The 20,747-nt window shown below is 71.9% G+C and carries 19 protein-coding genes; 11 read left to right on the top strand and 8 right to left on the bottom strand.

Features of this window, described 5'->3' with window-relative positions; all coding sequences use genetic code 11:
* Positions 1-31 precede the first annotated feature (31 nt).
* Positions 32-454 carry an acyl-CoA thioesterase gene (locus OG470_RS17085; protein WP_328425448.1) on the bottom strand — a complete coding sequence of 141 codons (423 nt, stop codon included), beginning with the start codon at positions 452-454 and terminating at the stop codon, positions 32-34.
* A gap of 384 nt (positions 455-838) precedes the next feature.
* Here OG470_RS17085 and mmsA point away from each other — a divergent pair, with 384 nt between their 5' ends.
* From mmsA to OG470_RS17125, 8 genes are all read left to right on the top strand, one after another.
* Positions 839-2,386 (top strand): multiple monosaccharide ABC transporter ATP-binding protein, encoded by a 1,548-nt coding sequence (gene mmsA / locus OG470_RS17090; protein WP_328425450.1) that lies wholly within the window; start codon positions 839-841, stop codon positions 2,384-2,386.
* Positions 2,383-3,729, top strand: a complete 1,347-nt coding sequence (gene mmsB, locus OG470_RS17095) for a multiple monosaccharide ABC transporter permease (RefSeq protein WP_328425453.1) — start codon at positions 2,383-2,385, stop codon at positions 3,727-3,729. The genes mmsA and mmsB overlap by 4 nt, the downstream gene beginning before the upstream one ends.
* Before the next feature lie 6 nt (positions 3,730-3,735).
* Positions 3,736-4,836 (top strand): sugar-binding protein, encoded by a 1,101-nt coding sequence (locus OG470_RS17100; RefSeq protein ID WP_328425455.1) that lies wholly within the window; start codon positions 3,736-3,738, stop codon positions 4,834-4,836.
* 112 nt (positions 4,837-4,948) lie between these two features.
* Positions 4,949-6,211, top strand: a complete 1,263-nt coding sequence (locus OG470_RS17105) for an ROK family transcriptional regulator (RefSeq protein ID WP_442931157.1) — start codon at positions 4,949-4,951, stop codon at positions 6,209-6,211.
* Positions 6,212-6,424: 213 nt separating this feature from the next.
* On the top strand, positions 6,425-7,438 hold the full coding sequence (locus tag OG470_RS17110) for an ATP-binding cassette domain-containing protein (RefSeq protein ID WP_328425457.1): 1,014 nt from the start codon (positions 6,425-6,427) through the stop codon (positions 7,436-7,438).
* Positions 7,435-8,268, top strand: coding sequence for an ABC transporter permease (locus OG470_RS17115; protein ID WP_328425459.1), 834 nt, complete (start codon positions 7,435-7,437; stop codon positions 8,266-8,268). Before OG470_RS17110 ends, OG470_RS17115 begins: the two co-directional genes overlap by 4 nt.
* Positions 8,269-8,344: 76 nt before the next feature.
* Positions 8,345-11,140 (top strand): DEAD/DEAH box helicase, encoded by a 2,796-nt coding sequence (locus OG470_RS17120; protein WP_328425461.1) that lies wholly within the window; start codon positions 8,345-8,347, stop codon positions 11,138-11,140.
* Entirely contained in the window at positions 11,137-12,435 is a 1,299-nt protein-coding gene (locus OG470_RS17125; RefSeq protein ID WP_328425463.1) for an SWIM zinc finger family protein, read from the top strand. The genes OG470_RS17120 and OG470_RS17125 overlap by 4 nt, the downstream gene beginning before the upstream one ends.
* Before the next feature lie 120 nt (positions 12,436-12,555).
* Here OG470_RS17125 and OG470_RS17130 read toward each other — a convergent pair whose 3' ends face one another.
* Complete coding sequence (locus tag OG470_RS17130; RefSeq protein ID WP_328425465.1) at positions 12,556-13,629, bottom strand: hypothetical protein; 1,074 nt, start codon at positions 13,627-13,629, stop codon at positions 12,556-12,558.
* Positions 13,554-14,165: a hypothetical protein gene (locus tag OG470_RS17135; protein WP_328425467.1), complete on the bottom strand. Its 612-nt coding sequence runs from the start codon at positions 14,163-14,165 to the stop codon at positions 13,554-13,556. The genes OG470_RS17130 and OG470_RS17135 overlap by 76 nt, the downstream gene beginning before the upstream one ends.
* A 160-nt stretch (positions 14,166-14,325) precedes the next feature.
* Between OG470_RS17135 and OG470_RS17140 the strand changes: the two genes are divergently transcribed.
* Positions 14,326-15,420: a DNA glycosylase AlkZ-like family protein gene (locus tag OG470_RS17140; protein WP_328425469.1), complete on the top strand. Its 1,095-nt coding sequence runs from the start codon at positions 14,326-14,328 to the stop codon at positions 15,418-15,420.
* 40 nt (positions 15,421-15,460) lie between these two features.
* Here OG470_RS17140 and OG470_RS17145 read toward each other — a convergent pair whose 3' ends face one another.
* The 3 genes from OG470_RS17145 to OG470_RS17155 form a co-directional block, all read right to left on the bottom strand.
* Positions 15,461-16,450: an ABC transporter permease gene (locus OG470_RS17145; protein WP_328425471.1), complete on the bottom strand. Its 990-nt coding sequence runs from the start codon at positions 16,448-16,450 to the stop codon at positions 15,461-15,463.
* Positions 16,447-17,337, bottom strand: coding sequence for an ABC transporter ATP-binding protein (locus tag OG470_RS17150; protein ID WP_328425473.1), 891 nt, complete (start codon positions 17,335-17,337; stop codon positions 16,447-16,449). The genes OG470_RS17145 and OG470_RS17150 overlap by 4 nt, the downstream gene beginning before the upstream one ends.
* A gap of 88 nt (positions 17,338-17,425) precedes the next feature.
* Positions 17,426-17,833: a GntR family transcriptional regulator gene (locus OG470_RS17155; protein WP_328425475.1), complete on the bottom strand. Its 408-nt coding sequence runs from the start codon at positions 17,831-17,833 to the stop codon at positions 17,426-17,428.
* A 220-nt stretch (positions 17,834-18,053) separates the two neighbouring features.
* On the opposite strand from OG470_RS17155, the gene OG470_RS17160 reads away from it, so the two are divergent.
* Both OG470_RS17160 and OG470_RS17165 read left to right on the top strand, forming a co-directional pair.
* On the top strand, positions 18,054-19,325 hold the full coding sequence (locus tag OG470_RS17160) for an Nramp family divalent metal transporter (protein WP_328425477.1): 1,272 nt from the start codon (positions 18,054-18,056) through the stop codon (positions 19,323-19,325).
* Between the two features lie 160 nt (positions 19,326-19,485).
* The gene (locus OG470_RS17165) at positions 19,486-20,031 is read left to right on the top strand and encodes a hypothetical protein (RefSeq protein WP_328425479.1); all 546 of its coding nucleotides are present in this window, start codon (positions 19,486-19,488) and stop codon (positions 20,029-20,031) included.
* Positions 20,032-20,069: 38 nt separating this feature from the next.
* Here the strand turns inward: OG470_RS17165 and OG470_RS17170 are convergent, their stop codons facing one another.
* The gene (locus OG470_RS17170; protein WP_328425481.1) at positions 20,070-20,342 is read right to left on the bottom strand and encodes a hypothetical protein; all 273 of its coding nucleotides are present in this window, start codon (positions 20,340-20,342) and stop codon (positions 20,070-20,072) included.
* Between the two features lie 210 nt (positions 20,343-20,552).
* Positions 20,553-20,723: a hypothetical protein gene (locus OG470_RS17175; RefSeq protein WP_328425483.1), complete on the bottom strand. Its 171-nt coding sequence runs from the start codon at positions 20,721-20,723 to the stop codon at positions 20,553-20,555.
* Between the last annotated feature and the right edge of the window lie 24 nt (positions 20,724-20,747).

Consider the following 20,747-nt stretch of genomic DNA (forward strand, 5'->3'; position numbering starts at 1 on the left):
GTCGACCCGCTCGGGCCGGTGGAGACCAGCCTCAGAGGTTGAGCCGCCCCGGGTCGGTGGCCAGCTGCCGAAACCGTACGCGCGGGTCGGGCACCAGCCGTCGCGTCGACAGGTCCAGCAGCCCGCCCACCCCGGTCAGCCGGGCGACCGGAGTGCCGTCGACGAGGGTGTAGTCCTGCTCGATCTGGAACACCTTGCTCTCGCTCCAGTGGAACTGGCAGGACACGTCCACCTCGTCCCCGCCACGCAGCTCCCGTAGGTACTTCAGGTTTGACTCCAGGGCGACCGGTCCGATGCCAGCGGCCAGGAGCCGGTCCTGCGCGATGCCGGCGGCGCGCAGGCACTCCCACCGGGCGTGCTCGCCGTACTGGACGTAGACGGCCTGGTTCAGGTGGCCCTGGGTGTCCAACTCGTAACCCCGGACGGTGATGCGTACCCGGAAGGGATCTGCCACGCGGCGAGGGTAGCGGGACCTACCGACACGAGGTGCCGCCCGTCCGGTCTGGGCGGCGGCCATCCGGCACGGTACCCTTCCGCCGGCGGAAGTCGCGTCGTGCCTGTTGAGGGTCCTTGCCCAGCGGCCGGGGTCGATCCCGCTCGGCCGGCGGAAGTCGCCCGGGAGCGTGGCGATCGGGTCGTCCGCTGCCGGCGGGACTATAGGGGCCGCTGGGGCAGGCGAACACAGTGCGACGTCTATATTGCCGGATTGTTACATTTTCAACACGCCCCCGCCTTGCGGATGGGCCTCTCGCCGCAATACGTTGCCGTCAACAACAAAACCGAGTGAAGGTCAAACCTTCCGGAGGCAACCGATGACGTTGGCGAGGTGGTACGAGCGATGAGCGACGTGCCCATCCTCCTTGAGATGCGCTCCATCACCAAGGAGTTCCCAGGAGTCAAGGCCCTCTCCGACGTCAACCTGGTGGTTCGCGCCGGCGAGATCCATGCCATCTGCGGTGAAAACGGCGCGGGCAAGTCCACGCTGATGAAGGTCCTCAGCGGTGTGTACCCGTACGGCACCTACGACGGCCAGATCGTCTACCAGGGGTCGGAGACGCGGTTCTCCGACATCCGGGCCAGCGAGAACGCCGGAATCGTGATCATCCACCAGGAGCTCGCGCTCATTCCGGGCATGTCGATCGCCGAGAACATCTTCCTCGGCAACGAGCCGCGCAAGCGGGGCGCGATCGACTGGAAGGCCGCGAACCGGATGGCGCTGGACCTGATGGCCCGGGTCGGTCTGCAGGAGGACCCGGACACCCTGATCAAGGACATCGGGGTCGGCAAGCAGCAGCTTGTGGAGATCGCCAAGGCGTTCGCCAAGGACGTGAAGCTGCTCATCCTGGACGAGCCGACGGCCGCGCTGAACGAGGCCGACTCCCGGCACCTGCTGGACCTGCTGCGCGGCTTCCGTTCGCGTGGCATCACCTCGATCATGATCTCGCACAAGCTGAACGAGATCGAGGCGATCGCCGACCAGATCACCATCCTGCGCGACGGCCGGACGGTGGAGACGCTGGACGTCAGGGCCGAAGGGGTCGACGAGGACCGGATCGTGCGGGGCATGGTCGGCCGCGAGCTGAGCAGCCGATTCCCGGACCACACGCCGAAGATCGGTGAGGTCTTCTTCGAGGTCCGCGACTGGAACGTGCGGCACCCGATCTCCGCCGACCGGCAGGTCTGCAAGAACGAGAGCTTCGTGGTGCGCCGCGGCGAGATCGTCGGCTTCGCCGGCCTGATGGGCGCGGGCCGCACCGAGCTGGCGATGAGCGTGTTCGGCCGCTCCTACGGGGTGTACGAGTCGGGCACGATCATCAAGGACGGCAAGGAGATCGTGCTCAAGTCGGTGGCGGACGCGATCGACCACGGGCTCGCGTACGTCAGTGAGGACCGCAAGGCGATCGGCCTCAACCTGCTCGACGACATCAAGTCGTCGACGGTGGCCGCCAAGCTGTCCAAGATCTCCCACCACGGCGTCCTGGACCAGGTCGAGGAGTACCAGGCGGCCGAGGCGTACCGCAAGGAGTTGCGGACCAAGGCCCCGACGGTCGACGAGAGCGTCTCCAAGCTCTCCGGCGGCAACCAGCAGAAGGTGGTGCTGGCGAAGTGGATGTTCACGGACCCGGACCTGCTGATCCTCGACGAGCCGACGCGCGGTATCGACGTGGGCGCCAAGTACGAGATCTACGGCATCATCCAGCGGCTCGCCGACCAGGGGAAGGGTGTCGTCATCATCTCCTCGGAGTTGCCTGAGCTGATCGGGCTCTGCGACCGCATCTACACCGTGTTCGAAGGTGCCATCACGGGCGAGATCGCCCGGGAGGACGCCACCCCGGAAAACCTCATGAAGCAGATGACCTCGACGAAGAAGATGCTGACACGATGAGCCGATTGAAGGACCTTCAGAAGAACCTGTTCGGAGGCACCACCTCCAACGCTCGCCAGTTCGGGATGATCTTCACCCTGGTGGCGATCGTCGTCCTGTTCCAGATCCTGACCGATGGCCTGACTCTGCGCTCGGACAACCTGATCGCGCTGTTCCAGCAGAATTCGTACATTCTGATCCTGGCCATCGGCATGCTCATGGTGATCGTCGCCGGGCACATCGACCTCTCGGTCGGCTCCGTGGCAGCATTCGCCGGCATCCTGGTGGCGAAGGCGATGGCCGACTGGTCACTGCCCTGGCCCCTCGCCATCCTCTTCGGCCTCGGGATCGGCGCGCTGATCGGCGCCTGGCAGGGCTTCTGGGTGGCCTACATCGGGGTGCCAGCGTTCATCGTGACCCTGGCCGGCATGCTGCTCTTCCGCGGCGGCAACCAGTTCATCGGTAACGCGAACACCATCCCGGTGCCGGAAGGCTTCCGGGAGATCGGCTCCGGCTTCCTGCCCGAGTTCGGGCCGAACACCGGCTACAACAACGCCACGCTGCTACTCGGTCTGGCCGCGGCGGTGGCCGTGGTGTGGCGCGAGCTCCAGGCGCGCAAGACCCGCCGGGCGATGGACGCCGATCCGGCCCCGATGTGGATCTCGATCCTGCGCATGGCCGTCATGGTCGGGGTGATCGCCTTCGCCGCGCTGCGCTTCGCCAGCGGTCGCGTCGGCACCAGCTTCCCGATCTCCGGCATCATCCTGGTCGCGCTGGTCCTCGCGTACTCCTTCTACACCCGCAACACGGCCGGCGGCCGGCACATCTACGCGGTGGGCGGCAACTCCCGGGCGGCCGAGCTGTCCGGTGTGAAGCTCAAGCGGGTCAACTTCTTCGTCATGATGAACATGTCCGTCCTGGCAGCCCTGGCCGGCATGATCTTCGTGGCCCGTTCGGCGGCCTCCGGCCCGCAGGACGGCAACGGCTGGGAACTGGACGCGATCGCCGCGGTCTTCATCGGTGGCGCGGCCGTCTCCGGCGGTATCGGAACCATCAGCGGCTCGATCGTTGGTGGTCTCGTCATGGCCGTGCTCAACAACGGCCTGCAACTGATGGGCGTGGGCACCGACCGCGTCCAGATCATCAAGGGCCTGGTCCTGCTGCTGGCCGTCGCGATCGACGTCTACAACAAGAGCCAGGGGCGCTTCTCCGTGATCGGGAGCATCACCCGCTCCTTCAAGCGGGACGCACCCACCACCCCCGTTTCACCGCCCGACGCGGAGCGCGAGCCCGCCACGGCACCGGTGCCCGGACCACGGGCCACCGACCTCTCCTCCGTGTCACCTCTCCAGAAGGGCAAGTAACTTCCCATGCGTAGATTCTTCGGCAAGTCGGTGGCCATCGGTGCCGTCGCCATGCTGGCTCTCACCGCCTGCGGCTCCGGCCGCGACGAGGAGACCGGCGGCTCCAACGGTGACGCCAAGGGCTTCGCGGCGAACTCCCTGATCGGTGTCGCCCTGCCGGCCAAGACCTCGGAGAACTGGGTCCTCGCCGGTGACCTGTTCAGCAACGGTCTCAAGGAGGCCGGTTTCCAGAGCGACGTGCAGTACGCGGGTGCGTCGACCACGGTCGCCGACCAGCAGGCTCAGATCACCGCCATGGTGACCAAGGGCGCCAAGGTCATCGTCATCGGCGCGACCGACGCCGCGCAGCTGTCGACCCAGGTCGCCGCGGCCCACCAGGCCGGCGTGAAGGTCATCGCGTACGACCGGCTCATCACCAACACGCCGGACCTCGACTACTACGTCGCGTTCGACAACTTCAAGGTCGGCGAGCTCCAGGGCCAGGCCCTGCTCGAGGGCATGAAGGCCAAGAAGCCGAACGGCCCGTACAACATCGAGCTGTTCTCCGGCTCGCCGGACGACAACAACGCCGGTGTCTTCTTCAACGGCGCGATGAGCGTGCTCAAGCCGGAGATCGACAAGGGCAACGTGGTCGTCGCCTCGAAGCAGACCGACGTCAAGCAGACCGCCATCCAGGGCTGGAAGGCCGAGGGTGCGCAGGCCCGCATGGACCAGCTGCTGACCTCGACCTACGGCAACAAGGAGCTGGACGGCGTCCTCTCCCCGAACGACACCCTGGCCCGCGCGATCATGACCTCGATCAAGGGTGCTGGCAAGCAGGTCCCGGTCGTCACCGGTCAGGACTCCGAGGTTGAGTCGGTCAAGTCGATCGTCGCTGGCGAGCAGTACATGACGATCAACAAGGACACGCGGAACCTGGTCAAGGAGACCATCAACATGGTCAAGGCCCTCCAGGCCGGTAACACCCCGCAGGTGAACGACACCAAGTCCTACAACAACGGCAGCAAGGTCGTCGACACGTACCTGCTCCCGCCGGTCGCCGTCACCAAGGCCAACGCGGCTGAGGCGTACGCCAACGACCCGAAGCTCGCGCCGCTCACCAAGTAAGCACCACACGGTAGGCAGCAACGCCGATGGGTCCCGGATCTCCTCTTCCGGGACCCATCGTCGTCCTGGCACCCCCGCACCACCCGCCGCCGACCCGGAAGGAGGTCTGACCGTGGAAACACCCGTCCGGTCCAGGCCAGCCGGCGTCGGCCGCAATCCCGAATCCCCGCTGCCCTCGGTCCCCGGCGCGAGCCAGGAGGAGATCCGGCGGCAGAACCTCGGCGCCGTCCTGCGCTACGTCCACCTGCACGGGCCGACGTCCCGGGCCGAGCTGACCAGCCGGCTCGGCCTCAACCGCAGCACCATCGGTGCCCTCGCGGCCGACCTGGTCGCCAGTGGCCTGGTCACCGAGGAGGCGCCGACCACCGCCCGCCGCGCCGGCCGCCCCTCGCTGGTGGTCAGCCCTCGCTCCGACCGGGTCTACGCGCAGGCGCTGAGCATCGACGCGGACCGACTGCGCGCCGCCCGGGTCGGCCTCGGCGGGCGCATCCTCGATCTGCGCGAGGTCGCCCGACCCGTCGGCATGTCGGCCGTCGACGCCGTCGGCCCGCTCGCCGACCTCGTCCGCGACATGGAACGCTGCGTGGCCGCCGACGCGCTGCTGGTCGGCGGCGCGGTCGCGGTCACCGACACCACCCGTGACGCGGACGACAGGATCCGGATCGTCGGCATCGACGGGACCCTCGGCGCCGCGCTCGAGGCCGAACTCTCCGCCGGCCCGGGTTTCGTGGCCGGCGACCTGGCCGACATCGCCGGCCTGGCCGAGCACGTCCGCGGCGTGGCGGCGGGCGTCGACGATCTCATCTACCTGCACGGCGGCCTCGGCATCAGCGCCGGCATCATCGTGGGTGGCCGGCTGATGATCGGGCACCGGGGCCACAGCGGCAAGGTCGGCCACATGGTGGTCAACCCGAACGGGCTGCCCTGCGGGTGCGGCTCACGCGGCTGCTGGGAGACCGAGATCGGTGAGAACGCGCTGCTGCGGCACGCCGGCCGGGACCCCGGCGACCGCGCGGCGGTGGCCGAGGTGCTGCGCGCGGCGGCGGACGGCGACCGGACCGCGCGAGAGGCGGTCGAGCGGGTCGCCGACTGGCTCGGCTTCGGCGTGGCCAACCTGGTCAACGTGGTCAACCCGGACGCCGTGGTGTTCGGCGGCTCGCTGCGCGACATCTTCACCGCCGGGGCGGACACGGTCCGCAGCCGGCTGGGCGCCATGCCGCTACCGGTCTCCCGCGAGCACCTGCGCCTGGAGGCGGCGGCGCTCGGCCCGGACGCCGTCCTGATCGGCGCCGCCGAACTGGCCTTCGACAAGCTGCTGGCCGACCCGCTGAACGTCGGCGTCGCCGGCCACGTGGGGACCGTCGACCCGGCGTAGCCGCAAGCGCCTGCTGCGGCCGATGCGGCACGTCCTCGACGGCGCTGGTGCCGGGCCGGGTGGCCGGCACGCGGAGTGCGGCTGATCGGGCTCATCGATCACCTCGAACAGATGACCGTCATCAACCGACGGGAATTCCATGTGCCCATCGCTGCCGTAGCTGCTACCGTACGTCGTACGACAGCGGCGATGGCGGCATCGAGGGGGAGCGAAATGACGACCGGTGAGGACGCGATAGTCGCGCAGGGGCTGCGCAAGCGGTACGGGGACCGGCACGCGCTGGACGGCTTCGACCTGCGGGTCCGGGCCGGCACGGTGTACGGCCTGCTGGGCCCGAACGGTGCCGGCAAAACCACTGCCGTACGGATCCTGTCCACCCTGCTCCGCTTCGACGAGGGGCGGGCCGAGGTGGCCGGGTTCGACGTGGCACGCCAGCCCGAGCAGGTGCGCTACCGCATCGGGCTGGTGGGGCAGCAGGCTGCGCTGGACGAGATGCTCAGCGGCCAGCAGAACCTCGTCATCTTCGGCCGACTGTTCCACCTCGACCCGAAGGCGGCTCGGCGGCGCGCCACCGAGTTGCTGGAACGGTTCGGCCTCGCCGACGCCGGTGAGCAGCCGGTGAAGGCGTACTCGGGTGGCATGCGCCGGCGGCTGGACCTCGCCGCCGGGATGATCCTCACCCCGTCGGTGCTCTTCCTCGACGAACCCACCACCGGTCTGGACCCGCGCGGTCGCAACGAGGTCTGGGAGTCGGTCCGGGAGTTGGTCCGCGCCGGCACCACCGTCCTGCTCACCACCCAGTACCTGGACGAGGCCGACCAGTTGGCCGACCGGGTCTCCGTGGTCGACGCCGGCCGGGTGATCGCCGAGGGTACCCCGGACGACCTCAAGGGCCGCCTCGGCGGCGACCGCCTCGACCTGGTCCTCCGCGACCGCGCCGATCTCGCCGCCGCCCTGCCGCGGCTGCGGCAGGTGGTCGGGGTCGAGCCGACGGTCGACCACGACCGGCGGCTGCTCAGTGCCCGGATCGGGGACCGGGCCGCCACACTCGCCGCCGTGCTACGGGCGCTTGAGGAGGGCGGCGTGCAGGTGGCGGACATCGCGCTGCGCCGCCCCACCCTGGATGAGGTGTTCCTGCACCTCACCGGGCATCGACCGCAGCCCGCCGAGGACGGCGGCGCCGAGGCGGTCGGTGTGCCCGCCGACAGCGCGGAGGTTTCGGCATGACCAGTCTGACCCTGCCCGGCACCGGATCGCCGGCCCACCGGCCCGGCCGTCCCACCCTGCTGGCCGACAGCGTCACGCTGACCCGGCGGGGCCTCGCCCACTGGCGCCGCGATCCCGGGCCGCTGATCGGCTCGCTCGGCTTCGACATCCTGATCGTGCTGATGTTCGTCTACCTCTTCGGCGGCGCGTTGGAGGTGCCGGGGGGCGGGAGCTATCGGGAGTTCCTGCTGCCCGGCATGTTCGTGATGACCATGGTGTTCGGCATCAGCCTCACCACCATCGCCGTCTCGGCCGACCTGGACCGCGGGGTGACCGACCGCTTCCGGTCGATGCCCGTCTCGCCGCTGGCCCCGCTCATGGGTCGGGCGGCGGCCGACATGCTGTTCGCCTTGGTCACCCTCGTGGTGATGCTGTTGGCCGGTCTGGCGCTCGGGTGGCGGGCGCACGGCGGTGTCGGCGACACGCTGGCCGCGGTGGGGCTGATCCTGCTGCTGCGGTTCGCCCTGGTCTGGGTCGGCATCTTCCTGGGCCTGGTGATGCGGGGCCAGCAGGCGGTGGCCGGGGTGCAGATCCTGGAGTTTCCGCTCGGCTTCCTGTCCAACGCGTTCGTGGCGCCGTCCACCATGCCCGCCTGGCTGGGCACGGTGGCCGAGTGGAATCCCCTGTCGGTGACCGTCGGCGCGACCCGTGAACTCTTCGGCAACGCCGGCTGGGGCGGGGACTCCTGGGTGGTCCAGCAGTACCCCTGGCTGGCCGTCGCGTGGCCAGTCGTACTGGTCGCCGTATTCCTGCCGCTCTCGGTGGCCCGCTACCGGCGGCTGAGTGGTTGAACCGGGGCTTGTCGAACGTCGTAGGTCACGATTGTCGGGTCGGCGGCCGCCCACCGACGATCCATCAGGAGGCAGAGTGCCGTTCGTGGTCGTCTTCACCCCGGGCGACCCGCCCCGCGCCGGCACGGTCCACGTCCACCATCCGTCCGCCGACGCGCTGCCCGAGGAGTTCGACGGGTTCGGCGAGGGCGGCGAGCTGGGGCTGGTCCTCCCGCGCGGCGGCCGGCCGGAGCTGTGCACCGTCCCGGTCCGGTCCATCCCGGTGGGCGACGCGGTCCGCCGGCTGGTGGCGTTGCGCGACGCCGACCAGCTCGACCCGGCCGCCGCGTTCTGGTCGGCGGTCGCGGTCACCGGGCTCCACCTCGTCGCCCGAGGGCGAATCCTGCCCGGAGTGTCACCGCAGGGGTACGACGGCTGGCGCGCCGGCCCGTTCGACGTCGAGGACATGCGACGTATCCGGGCGTTGGCCTCCGCGATGCCCCCGACGGCGCGCGCGGTGCCGCTCGACCCCACGGCGCGACGGCTGGTCCTCCCCGACCCGGAGGAACTGGTCCGCGCCTTCCTCGACGCGGTGGCCGACACGCTGCCGCGTACCCCGGCCGCGCCCTGGCTCACCGGCGATCCCCGCTTCACCGCCCCGGCGCCCCAGCCGGCCGAGGAACTGCGCGGCTGGGCCAGGCAGGTCTCCGCCGGGGTGGACACCGGCCTGCGAGTGGCGCTGCGCGTGGAGATGCGGGGGGATCTCGACACCACCGCGCCCAGCGCCGTGGTCCGGCTGCGCAGTCTCGCTGACCCCACCCTGGTCAGCGACGCCGAGGCCCTCTGGGCGGGCGACCAGCACGGTCTCGGCGACCGGGCCACCGTGGAGGCGATGCTCGCCGTACGACGCGCGGCCGCGCTGTGGCCGCCGCTGGAACGCCTCCTCGACGAGGCCGCGCCGGTCGAGCTGGAGCTGCTCGACGAGGACCTGGTCGACCTGTTCGACGGCGCCGAGGCACGGCTGGTCGCGGCCGGCATCGACATCGAGTGGCCGGCGCAGCTCTCCCGCGCGCTCGCCGCCCGGGTGCTGGTCAGTTCCCCACCGGAGCAGCCCGCCGACCCGGCGGCCTTCTTCCGTTCCGCCGCGCCGATGCCGCTGAGCTGGCAGCTGACCCTCGCCGGGGTGCCGCTGACCGACGCCGAGGCGGACCTGATCGCGGTCGCCCGGCCGATCGTCCGGCTGCGCGACGGGTGGGTTGCGGTTCCACCGGAGCTGGCCCACCGGGCCGCCGAGCGCCGGCTCACCCCGCTCCCGGCGTACGACGCCCTGGCGGCGACCCTGACCGGCAGCACCGAGGTGGCCGGCGAGCGGGTCGACGTGGTGGCCGACGGGTGGCTGGACGCGCTGTGTGAACGGCTCGCCGACCCCGACCGGGGGCCGGAGCCGCTGACCCCGCCGGCCGCGCTCGCCACCACCCTGCGCGGGTACCAACTGCGTGGGCTGCGCTGGCTGGAGCGGATGACCTCGCTCGGGTTCGGTGGCTGCCTCGCCGACGACATGGGCCTGGGCAAGACGGTCACCGTCGTGGCCCTGCACCTGCGCCGCCAGCTCGACCGGGCCACCGCCGGCGCGACCCTGGTGGTCTGCCCCGCCTCGGTGCTCGGCACCTGGGAGCGGGAGATCCGCCGGTTCGCCCCTGGCACGCCGGTACGCCGCTTCCACGGCAGCACCCGGTCGCTCGCCGAGCTGGCCGACGGGATCGTGCTGACCAGCTACGGCACCATGCGCCTCGACGCCGACACCCTGACCACCCAGCGCTGGGGGCTGGTGGTCGCCGACGAGGCGCAGTACGTGAAGAACAGGCTCAGCGGCACCGCGAAGGCCCTGCGGACGATCCCGGCCCAGGCCCGGGTCGCGCTCACCGGCACCCCCGTGGAGAACGACCTCACCGACCTGTGGGCGATCCTCGACTGGACCACGCCCGGCCTGCTGGGCACGGCGGGGGAGTTCCGCGCGACCTGGGCCCGGCCCATCGAGGTGGACCGGGACTCCGCGAGCGTCGGCCGGCTGTCCCGCCTGGCCCGCCCCTTCCTGCTGCGCCGCCGCAAGACGGACCCGGGCATCGCCCCCGAGTTGCCGCCCAAGACGGTCACCGACCATCTGGTCCCGCTGACCGCCGAGCAGACCGCCCTCTACGAGAAGGTGGTCGACGAGGTGCTGGCCGAGATCCGGGCCAGCGGCACCAGCATCGCCCGGCGCGGCCTGGTGCTCAAACTGCTGGTCGGGCTGAAGCAGGTCTGCAACCACCCGGCGCACTACCTGAAGGAGGCGCACGGTCCGCTGCGCGGCCGGTCGGAGAAGCTGCACCTCCTCGACGACCTGTTGGACACCATCCTCGCCGAGGGTGGCGGTGCGCTGGTCTTCACCCAGTACGTGCGGATGGCCCGGCTGCTGGCCCGGCACCTGGCCGAGCGGGGCGTACCGGCGCAGCTGCTGCACGGCGGCACGCCGGTGTCGCGGCGCGAGGAGCTGATCCGCCGGTTCCAGGCCGGCGAGGTGCCGGTCTTCCTGCTGTCGCTCAAGGCGGCCGGCGCCGGCCTGACCCTGACCCGGGCCGACCATGTCATCCACTACGACCGCTGGTGGAACCCGGCCGTCGAGGAACAGGCCACCGACCGGGCCCACCGGATCGGGCAGACCAGGCCCGTGCAGGTGCACCGGCTGATCGCCCAGGGCACCCTGGAGGAGCGCATCGCCGCCCTCCTGGAGGCCAAGCGAGCCCTGGCCGACGCCGTGCTCAGCGGCGGCGAGACCGCCCTGACCGAGCTGTCCGACGCCGAGTTGCTCCGGCTCGTCCGGCTCGGCGACCAGGAACGAGGGGACGGGACGTGACTGGCGACGAGGAGTTCGACGACCTGTGGGACGACGACGCCGAACCGGTGCGGGACGACGGACGGGCCCGCAGCTTCCCGGCCTTCGCACCGGACCGGCGGATCGGCCGGACGTTCGCCGCCACCTGGTGGGGCACCGCCTGGATCGACGCCATGGAGCGGGCCGCGCTCGACCGTGGGCAGCTGAGCCGGGGGCGCCGGTACGCGCTCGCCGGTCAGGTCGGCCCGATCACCGTGAGTCCGGGCCGGATCTCCGCCCCGGTCCATGACGGCGACCCGGACCGTCCGCACGACACCGTGGTGCGCGTCGGCCCGCTCTCCGAGCGCCAGTGGGACCGTCTGCTCGACGCGCTCGCCGCGAAGGCCGGCCACATCGCCGCCCTGCTCGACCGGGAGATGCCGCCCGAGCTGGTCAACACCGCCGAGGACGCCGGGGTACGCCTGCTGCCCGGCTACGGCGACCTGGAACCGGAGTGCGAATGCCCGTCCTGGGACCAGCCCTGCCGGCACGCCGCAGCGCTGGCCTACCAGACGTCCTGGCTGCTCGACCGCGACCCGTTCGTGCTGCTGCTGATGCGCGGGCGGGCCGAGACCGAGCTGGTGGAGGAGCTGCGCCGGCGCAACGCCCGGCGGCACATCGCGGTGGCGGACGCCGCCGCCCCGGTCGGCACCCCGGCGGAGGAAGCCTGGGCCGCCGCCCCGGCGCCGCTACCTGCACCGCCCGCGCCGGTACCCGGCGCACCGCTGGCGCTCGCCCCGATCCTCGCCGGACACTCCGCGCCCGGCGTCGATGCCGAGGCGCTCGGGCTGCTCGCCGCCGACGTCGCTTCCCGGGCCCGGCACCTGCTCGCCGCCACCCGCGCGGAGCTGCTCGCGCCGGAGCCCGACGCCTGGCCGAACGCCGTCCGGCTGGCCGCCAGCGTGCCGCGCTCGCCGGCCGTCGAGCGGCTCGCCGAGGCCAGCGGGCGAGCGGCAGAGCTGCCCCGGGCCGTCCGGGCCTGGGAGTACGCCGGTCCGGCCGGCGTGGCCGCCCTCGACGCGGTGTTCACCCCGCCGCCCGAGGTGACCGCCCGAACCACCGCGGCGCTGCGTGCGGTGGTGGACGGCGACGTGAAGTCCTGGCGCAACCGGTGGACCGTCGGCCGGGACGTGCAGTTGCGCCACGGCCCGGACGGACGCTGGTATCCGTTCCGGCGCCGCGCCGGTGCCTGGTGGCCAGCGGGCCCGCCCCGCACCGATCCGACCGACGCCCTGCTCGACCTGCCGCCCGAGGGGTCCGACACCGAACGCCGGTGACGTACCCGCTGCCCCCGCGGGCCGCCGGTGCCCCTGCCGGCGTTCGACCAGGCGCAGGTGCGGGACTCCGACCGGACAGGCGGCGTGCCCCGGTGACCGATCACCGGGGCGCGCCACGGATCAGCCGGCGGGGCGCAGCACCCGGCCCGGTCCGGCGGCGTTGTCGGCGGCGGCCTGGCTGCGTTGGGTGCCGGTGACGCAGACGTCGTCCCCGGCGTACGCCTCGCGCCACACGTAGCCGGCGACGCAGGTGTGCGGCCCGTACGGTCCGTTGACCCAGCGGCTCGCGGCGGCCGCGTTGTCCGCGAGCACCTGGGAGCGGGTCGCGCCGGTCACGCAGACGTAGTCGGACTGGTCGCCGTCGCGCCAGACGTACCCGCTGACGCAGCTGTTCGGGCCGAACACCAGCCGGGCGGGATTGCGCCGCGACGCCGCGGCGGCGTTGTCGGCGGCGGCCTGGCTGCGCTGCGTGCCGGTGACGCAGACGTGGTCCCCGGCGTACGCCTCGCGCCACACGTAGCCGGCGACGCAGGTGTGCGGCCCGTACGGTCCGTTCACCCAGCGGCTCGCCGCGGCGGCGTTGTCCGCCCACACCTGGCTGCGGGTGGCGCCGGTAACGCAGACCAGGTCACCGGGGCGGGCCTCGCGCCACACATACCCCTGCAGGCAGCGGTTGACCACATCGGTGGTGACGGTCACCGAGGCGGCATTGCCGGAGACCCAGTTCACGCCGATCTGCACACCGTTGGCGTTGACCGACTGCGTCGGCCCGCCGCCGGGCCCGGTACGGAGCAGGGTGGGGGTGCCGTTGCGGACCTCATGCAGCAGCACGGTGTCGCCGGGGATACCGGCGCTCCAACCGGTCTTCCGGCGGAACTCGATGGTGTAGTAGTGGAACAGGTCGGCCGGGTCGAACGGGATCCGGATCAGTTGCGGGCCACTCGCGGCGGGCACCTCCAGCGGCGCCATGGTGAGGGTGCGCGATCCGATGCCGTCGGCGGCCATGGTGAAGATCCGGTTCTTGGGCAGCCAGCCCAACTCGTCGCGGTGGGGCCCGTTGAGCCCGACCGCGCTGGTGCCGTAGTTCGCGGTGCCGAAGGCGTAGATGTGCATGGCGCTCATCTCGTCCCACGGGTCGTCGTACTCGCCCGGCTGGGACCATGGCGCGTTCTGGTACGTGGTGTCGTTGGACAACGAGTGTCCCAGTTGTAGCCGTGCAGCATCTCGTGCGCGGCGAAGCCGACGTTCCAGGCGCCCGGGTCGAGCAGCACCCGGCCACCGGCCGCACCCGAATCCACCCAGTCGTTGAGCATGACCGCGATCCGGTTCCCGGCGGGCACCGCGTAGCCGGCGGTCGCCGCGGTGTCCACGCAGCGCTGGATCCGGGTCCACCGGTCGATCGACTGGAACTGCGCCAGCGTGTACGGCATGGTGTACCAGCCTCGAACGACCGAGCCCGCCAGCGACACCCGCCCGCCGGACTGGTCGGCCAGGTAGTCCGCCACCCCGCCGGTGCCGATCCCGGCCGCGGTGAGGAAGTTGGCGAAGTGCGACGGCGGTTGCGGCTCGGCCGGCTTGTCGCTGAACTTGCACAGCAGCACCGACCAGGCGGTCGCGTTGCGGATCGGGCTGGCGGTCGCCGGGGCGGCCGGCAACGCCACCGCGCCCAGCACGGTGCAGGCGAGCGCCACGGCCGACGCGGCGACCCGACGGAGGATTCTGGACTTCACTCGTGCGCTCCCATCCCTGCGGCCCGGCCGACCCGGCCCTGAGGTCCACATCGGAGCACCAGGTGTGATCGGATGGGCACTTTCAGTCGCGTTGGCGACGGGCCGGAATCCGACTTCACGTTCCCGCGCAATGTCGGGCGTCGCCGTTAGGCTCGGCGACGTGGTGGTGCACCAGCTCGATCGGGCGCAGGCGCGGCGGATCGCCGTCCGGGCCCAACTGCTGGCCGCCCAGCGGCCGACGGACCTGCTGACCGTGGTGCGTCAGCTGACGCTGTTGCAGATTGACCCGACGGCCGCCGTCGCGCCGAGCGCCGACCTGGTCGCCTGGAGCCGACTCGGCTCGTCGTACCAGCCAGCCGAGTTGCGGCAGGCGCTGGAGCGGGACCGGACGCTTTTTGAGCACCAGGCGATGGTGCGGCCGATGGACGATCTGCGGCTCTATCTCGCCGCCATGGCGACCTGGCCCAGTTACGAGCGCCCGCGCGAGTGGCTGCGCGCCAACGACTCGTTCCGCCGGGACGTGCTCGACCTGCTCGGCCGCTCCGGGCCGCTGCTCTCGCGCGACATCCCGGACACCTGCGTGGTGCCCTGGCCGTCGTCGGGGTGGACCAACAACCGCAACGTCACCCAGATGCTGGAGTTCCTGGTCCTGCGGGGAGAGGTCGCGATCGCCGCCCGCCAGGGCCGACAGCGCCTCTGGGACGTGGCGGAGCGGGTCTACCCAACAGGCACACCCGTCGTCCCACTAGAGCAGGCGCACCGACTCCGCAACGAGCGGCGGCTGCGGGCGTTGGGCATCGCGCGGGAGAAGGCGGTGACTGTCCCCGGCGAGCCGGCGGAGGTCGGTGACGCCGGTGAACCGGCGGTCGTCGAGGGCGTCCCGGGCGTCTGGCGGGTCGACCCGGCTGCGCTCGGGCAACCGTTCACCGGGCGTACCGCCGTGTTGTCGCCCTTCGACCGGCTGGTGCACGACCGGGTCCGCCTCGCGGACCTGTTCGAGTACGAGTACGTCCTGGAGATGTACAAGCCGAAGGCCAACCGGCGGTGGGGCTACTTCGCGTTGCCGATCCTGCATGGCGACCGGCTGGTCGGAAAGGTCGACGCCACGGCCGACCGCCGGCGCGGCACGCTCACGGTGCACGCCATCCACGAGGACGTGCCCTTTACGCCGGAGGTGACCCGGGCCGTGCACGACGAGCTGCACGACCTCGCGTCCTGGCTGAAACTGACCGCTGAGGGCCTGCGCAGCGGGTGATCGCCGGGCCCCGTGGCCCCGGCGATCACCCGCTGCCGGGTTACGCGATCCGGCGGACCCGGCGGATGGCCAGGTAGAGCAGGAGCAGCGCGAGGGCGACGAAGATTCCCGTCTCGATGCCCTGGAACAGCCAGAACCGGTCCGCCGGCTGGTAGAGCTGCCAGTTGTACGCGCCCGGCTCGAGACCCAGTTCGGCGCCGCAGGTCCGACCGTCCGGCCCCTTTCCGCCCGGCGGGCACTGGATTCGGGTGTCCTCCGCGATCATCGTCCCGTCGGGGTTCCGGACGCCCTGGGCGAGGATCCAGTCCCCCCGGCCCATCTCCGGTGTCCCGTCCCCCTCGATCGGGAAGGTCTGGGTGCGGGCGGGCTGGTAGTGCGGTCGGGCCAGGATCGCTACCGCCGCCCGTACGCCGATGAACCCGGCCAGGGTGATGCCCATGGCGGGCAGCATCCGCTTCCAGACGGTGCCGGCGAAGATGCCGAGCGCCACGGCGAAGAGCGTGTAGCCGATCGGGGCGACGCCCTGGAGGTCGAAGACGATCAGGCCGAGTCGGCCCTCCTGGGCGGACTGGGTGAGCGGGTCGACCCACCACGACATGCCCAGGCCGTAGCAGACCGCGAGGGCCAACACGGCGATGCCGACCAGCCCGAACTTCACCAGCGCCCAGCGGTTCCGGCCGACGCCCTGGGTCCAGACGAACCGGTGCGTGCCCTGCTCCACCTCCCGGGCGACCAGCGGGGCGCCCCAGAACAGGCCGACCAGCACCGGCAGCGTGATCAGCAGCACGGCCACCAGGTTGAGGCTGCCGTAGCGGTTGCTGAAGCGGTGGAAGGCGGCGTCGCAGCCGTCCCGTGTCGCCGCCGCCAGGTTCGGGTCGTTCAGTTGGCGTACGCACTCCGTCAGCCCGAGGTCGGCGAAGCTGTGCCGCATCGACAGGCCGATCGGCACCATCAGGGCGGCGAGCGCCGCGAACCCCAGCAGGGTGAAGAGTGCCTGCTTGCGGTGTTGCCGCCAGGTCAGCCAGATCATGCCGGCACCCCCCACTCGCTGTGACTGGTCTGCGTGTTGCCGTCCGCCAGGTAAGCCAGGATGACGTCCTCCAGGCCGACCTCGCGCACCGTCCAGGCCGGATCGGTGACCGGACCGTCGGCGCGGACGAGCAGCGTGGACTGTCGGTCGGTGTGGCTGGCCCGGATGACGGCGGCGACGCCCCCGATCGGGCCGCCGTCGTGCCGCGGGCCGACCAGCTGCCGGTGCCCGGCGACCAGGTCGTCGACCGCGCCGGCGAGCTGCACCTGGGCGGCGTTGAGCACGATCAGGTAGTCGCAGACGCGTTCCAGGTCGGCCAGCAGGTGCGAGGAGAGCAGGACGGTGGTCCCGGAGTCCGCCACGCTGCCCATCAGCGACTGGAGGAACTCCCGCCGGGCCAGCGGGTCGAGGCTGGCGACCGGCTCGTCGAGCAGCAGCAGCCGGGGCCGCTTGGCCAGCGCCAGGGCGAGCGCCACCTGGGCGCGTTGCCCGCCGGAGAGTTTGCCGACCGGCCGATCTGGCGGTATGCCGAGCTGGGCCAGCCGGTTGCGGGCCAACTCGGCGTCCCACCGCCGGTTCAGCTTGCCGCCGGCGGTGACCAACTCGGCTGCGGTGAAGTCCCGGTACAGCGGGGTGTCCTGTGCGACGAAACCGATGTCGGCCAGGCCCTCCGTGTCGCCGTACGGCGATCTGCCGAACACCCGTACCGCTCCCGCGTCGGGCTTGAGCAGCCCGACGGCCAGGTGCAGCAGCGTGCTCTTGCCGGCACCGTTCGGCCCGACCAGCGCGGCGATCCGGCCGGCCGGCAGGTGCAGCGAGCAGTCCCGCAACGCCCAGGTCCTGCCGTACCGCTTGCCCAGCTGGTCGGCCTCCAAGACCATGTCCATCCTCTGTCCTCTCGTTCCGTTCACGCCACCGCCTCGCGGTGGCGCGAGCGCTGGCTGCTGTGCCTGATGGTTCGCACGCTGTGCTCGCTCACGCGGGCTCCTTCTGTGGGGCTTCGTCGGCGAGGGTGGCTCGCAACGTGGTCTCCACCAGGGCGACGACGTCCTCGGCCGTGAGGCCGGCGGCCTGCGCCCGGTGCAGCCACGCCACCAGGTCTTCACGCAGCTCGGCCTGGTTGGGCAGGGAAGCGCCGGCCAGGGTGCGCTGGACGAACGTCCCCACCCCGGGTCGGCCACCGACCAGACCCTCGATCTCCAGCTCCCGGTACGCCTTCAGCACCGTGTTCGGGTTGATCGCCAGCGACTGCGCGACGTCCCGGACCTTCGGCAACTGGTCGCCCGGCACCAGCAGGCCGACCCGCAGCGCCTGTTTCACCTGCTGCACGAGCTGCATGTAGGTGTTCACCTTCGACCGGCTGTCCAGCACAAACTCGATCACTCGAGACGATCCTTCCTGTTGTCCTACGACAGTAGGACTAATAGACAGCTTCATCGGGAGCCCCACCGCTGTCAAGGGCGGCACCGCAAGTCCCCCCGAACGGGCGAGTCCTCGGGCCTGGTCGGCGGTGCTGGCACCGGTAGGCCACACCTTGGCCCCGACGGGTCAGCCGCCTGGGAAGGGACGGACACGCGATCCGTGCCGGACGGGGAGGTGTTCGATGGTCACCAACGAACTCATGGTGTCGACGGCGACGCCGCTGCAGGTCGCCCGCGCCCGGGGCCGGGTACGCGGCCGGCTGATCCTGCTCGGCCCGGCGTTCGTCGCCGCTGTCGCCTACGTCGACCCCGGCAACTTCGCCACCAACTCCGCCGCCGGCGCCCGCTACGGCTACCTGCTGGTCTGGGTCGTGGTGGTGGCCAACGTGATGGCCATGCTGGTGCAGACACTCACCGCCAAGCTGGGCCTGGCCACCGGGCGCAGCCTGCCCGAGCTGTGCCGGGAACGCCTGCCCCGGCCGGTGAACCGGATGATGTGGGTGCAGGCGGAGCTGGTCGCGATGGCCACCGACCTGGCCGAGGTGATCGGCGGCGCGGTCGCCCTGTACCTGCTCTTCGGCATCCCCCTGCTGCCCGGCGGGATCATCATCGGCACCGCCGCGTTCGCCGTGCTCGCCCTGCGCTCGCGCGGGTTCCGCGCCTTCGAGATCGCCATCGCCGTGCTGCTCGGCGTCATCGTCCTGGCCTTCGCCGCGAACCTGCTCGCCGCCGGCTCCGACCCGGGCTCCGCCATGGCCGGCCTGGTGCCCCGGCTCCAGGGCACCGACAGTGTGTTGCTCGCCGCCGGCATCCTCGGCGCCACCGTCATGCCGCACGTCATCTACGTGCACTCCGCGCTGACCCGCGACCGCATACCCGCCGCCGACGACACGGAGCGCCGGACCCTGTTCCGTGGCCAGCGCACCGACGTGCTGCTCGCCCTGACGGCGGCCGGCGCGGTCAACCTCGCCATGCTGCTGATCGCCGCGGCCAGCTTCCGCGGCGGCGGCCCGGCCGGCGCGGACAGTCTGGAGGGGGTGCACGCCGGCCTCGGCCAGACCATCGGCACCGCCGCCGCCGCGTTCGGCTTCGCGATCGCCCTGCTGGTCTCCGGGCTCGCCTCCACCAGCGTCGGCACCTACGCCGGCGAGGTGATCATGCAGGGCTTCCTGCGCCGCCGGGTCCCGCTGCTGCTGCGCCGGCTGGTCACCCTGGTGCCCGCGCTGGCCGTGCTCGCCATCGGCCTCGACCCGACCCGTGCCCTGGTGCTGTCGCAGGTCATCCTCAGCTTCGGCATTCCGTTCGCGCTGATCCCGGTGGTCGCCTTCACCCGGCGCCGCGACCTGATGGGCAACCTGGTCAACCACCCGCTCACCACCGTCGCCGCGTCCCTGGTGGCCGTCCTGGTCGTCGCGCTCAACGCCTTCCTCCTCTGGCGGGTCGTCGCCGGCTGAGCAGGTCGGGCGGGTCGCGACCAGAGCGTGTAGGCCGGGCCGGAGCGGGTACCGCGTTCGGGCTGGTCGGGGGCGTGATCCGGCGACGAGCCGAGGTGCCGTACTGCGGAAGGGTCCTGCCGTGGGGTCAAGCCGGATTGGGTGGTTGGCCGGAAGCCGGGTGCGAGCGGATCCGGCCGGCAGCCGGCCGCTGACCAGGCTCGCCACGGCGGGCCTGGCGGCGCAGGCGTTCTTCGAGCTGGGCGCCGGCGTCGGCATGCCGGCGGCCGCCGTCCTGGGCCCGGTGCCCGCCGCCGGGCTGTGGGCACTCGGTACCGGAACGCTGTGGCGGACGGCCGGCAACCGCCCGGCATCCGCCGATGCGGTCTTCGCCGTCTGCAACGGCGTCGGGCTGGCCACGGTGCTCGCCCAGCTGCGCGGCTGGCCGCGCCGGCGGACCCGGCTGGGCGTGCCCTGGCTGCGCGAGTACGAAGGGCTGGGGCCGGAGCTGATGCGGTTCTACAATCCGATCCTGTACGTGTCGGGTGCGGCCGCCCTGGCCGCGTCGCTGCGGGAGAACCGCTCGGCGCCGCGCTACCTGCCGCTGCTGGCGCTCGGCCTGGTGCCGCTGTTCATCGTGACCCAGCACGCCGAGCACTGGCGGTTGCGCGAGGTGGCCCGCCGCCGCCCGGGCTGGTGGAACCGCAGGCTGTGGCAACTGGACTGAACCGTCTCCGGACGTGCCTCAGCCGGTGGCCGGCACCGTCACGTCCGCCGGCCCTCGTCGCGAGTGGGGATCTCCTGGCGCTGTTCGAGGACGTCCGCCGCGTCGGCCTCAATCGGAAGCGACGTCGCCTCCTCAAGCGTGCCCGCCGGCAGGGATCCCTGCTCGGCCAGATCGGCCTCGGAGGCCTCCGGGTCCACGTCACCCGACATTCGGTCCGGCGGCCCCATGTCGACCGCGTCCTGCCGTTGCTCCATGGCGTCCGCCTCCGGCGGGGGAACCGGATCACTCTGCTCGTCCCGGTACGTGCTCATCGCGGCCTCCTACCCGGCTGTTGTCGACATGCCGCCGGGCCGCTGCCTACCCGTCACCGTCCCACTCACGCCTGACCACCACGAGCCGGTCGGTTTCCTCGGCCGCCGCCGGCACCGGGCGTCGAACCGGTGCCGCCCTCCCCCGGCCGGGGGAGGGCTGCGCGAGCGTTGGCCCGCGCCGCCCCCGAGGCGGTTGTGCGTCGCGCGGCGTCAGGCCGCCGGCGTCGACCCGCATCGGCCGGAGGTCGCGCCGCGCACGGTGGTGGGGGCGCCGAGATCGATCGGGGTCGGGCCGGAACAGGCCAGCGAGCCCACCCGGCTGCCAGCGAGGGTGGGCGCCGTCGCGGTGCCCGCGCTGGCCAGCACCAGCCGACCGGTCACCCGTGCCCCCACCACCGTGACGTC

Origin of the sequence: Micromonospora sp. NBC_00389, from assembly GCF_036059255.1 — a bacterium.
GTDB lineage: Bacteria > Actinomycetota > Actinomycetes > Mycobacteriales > Micromonosporaceae > Micromonospora.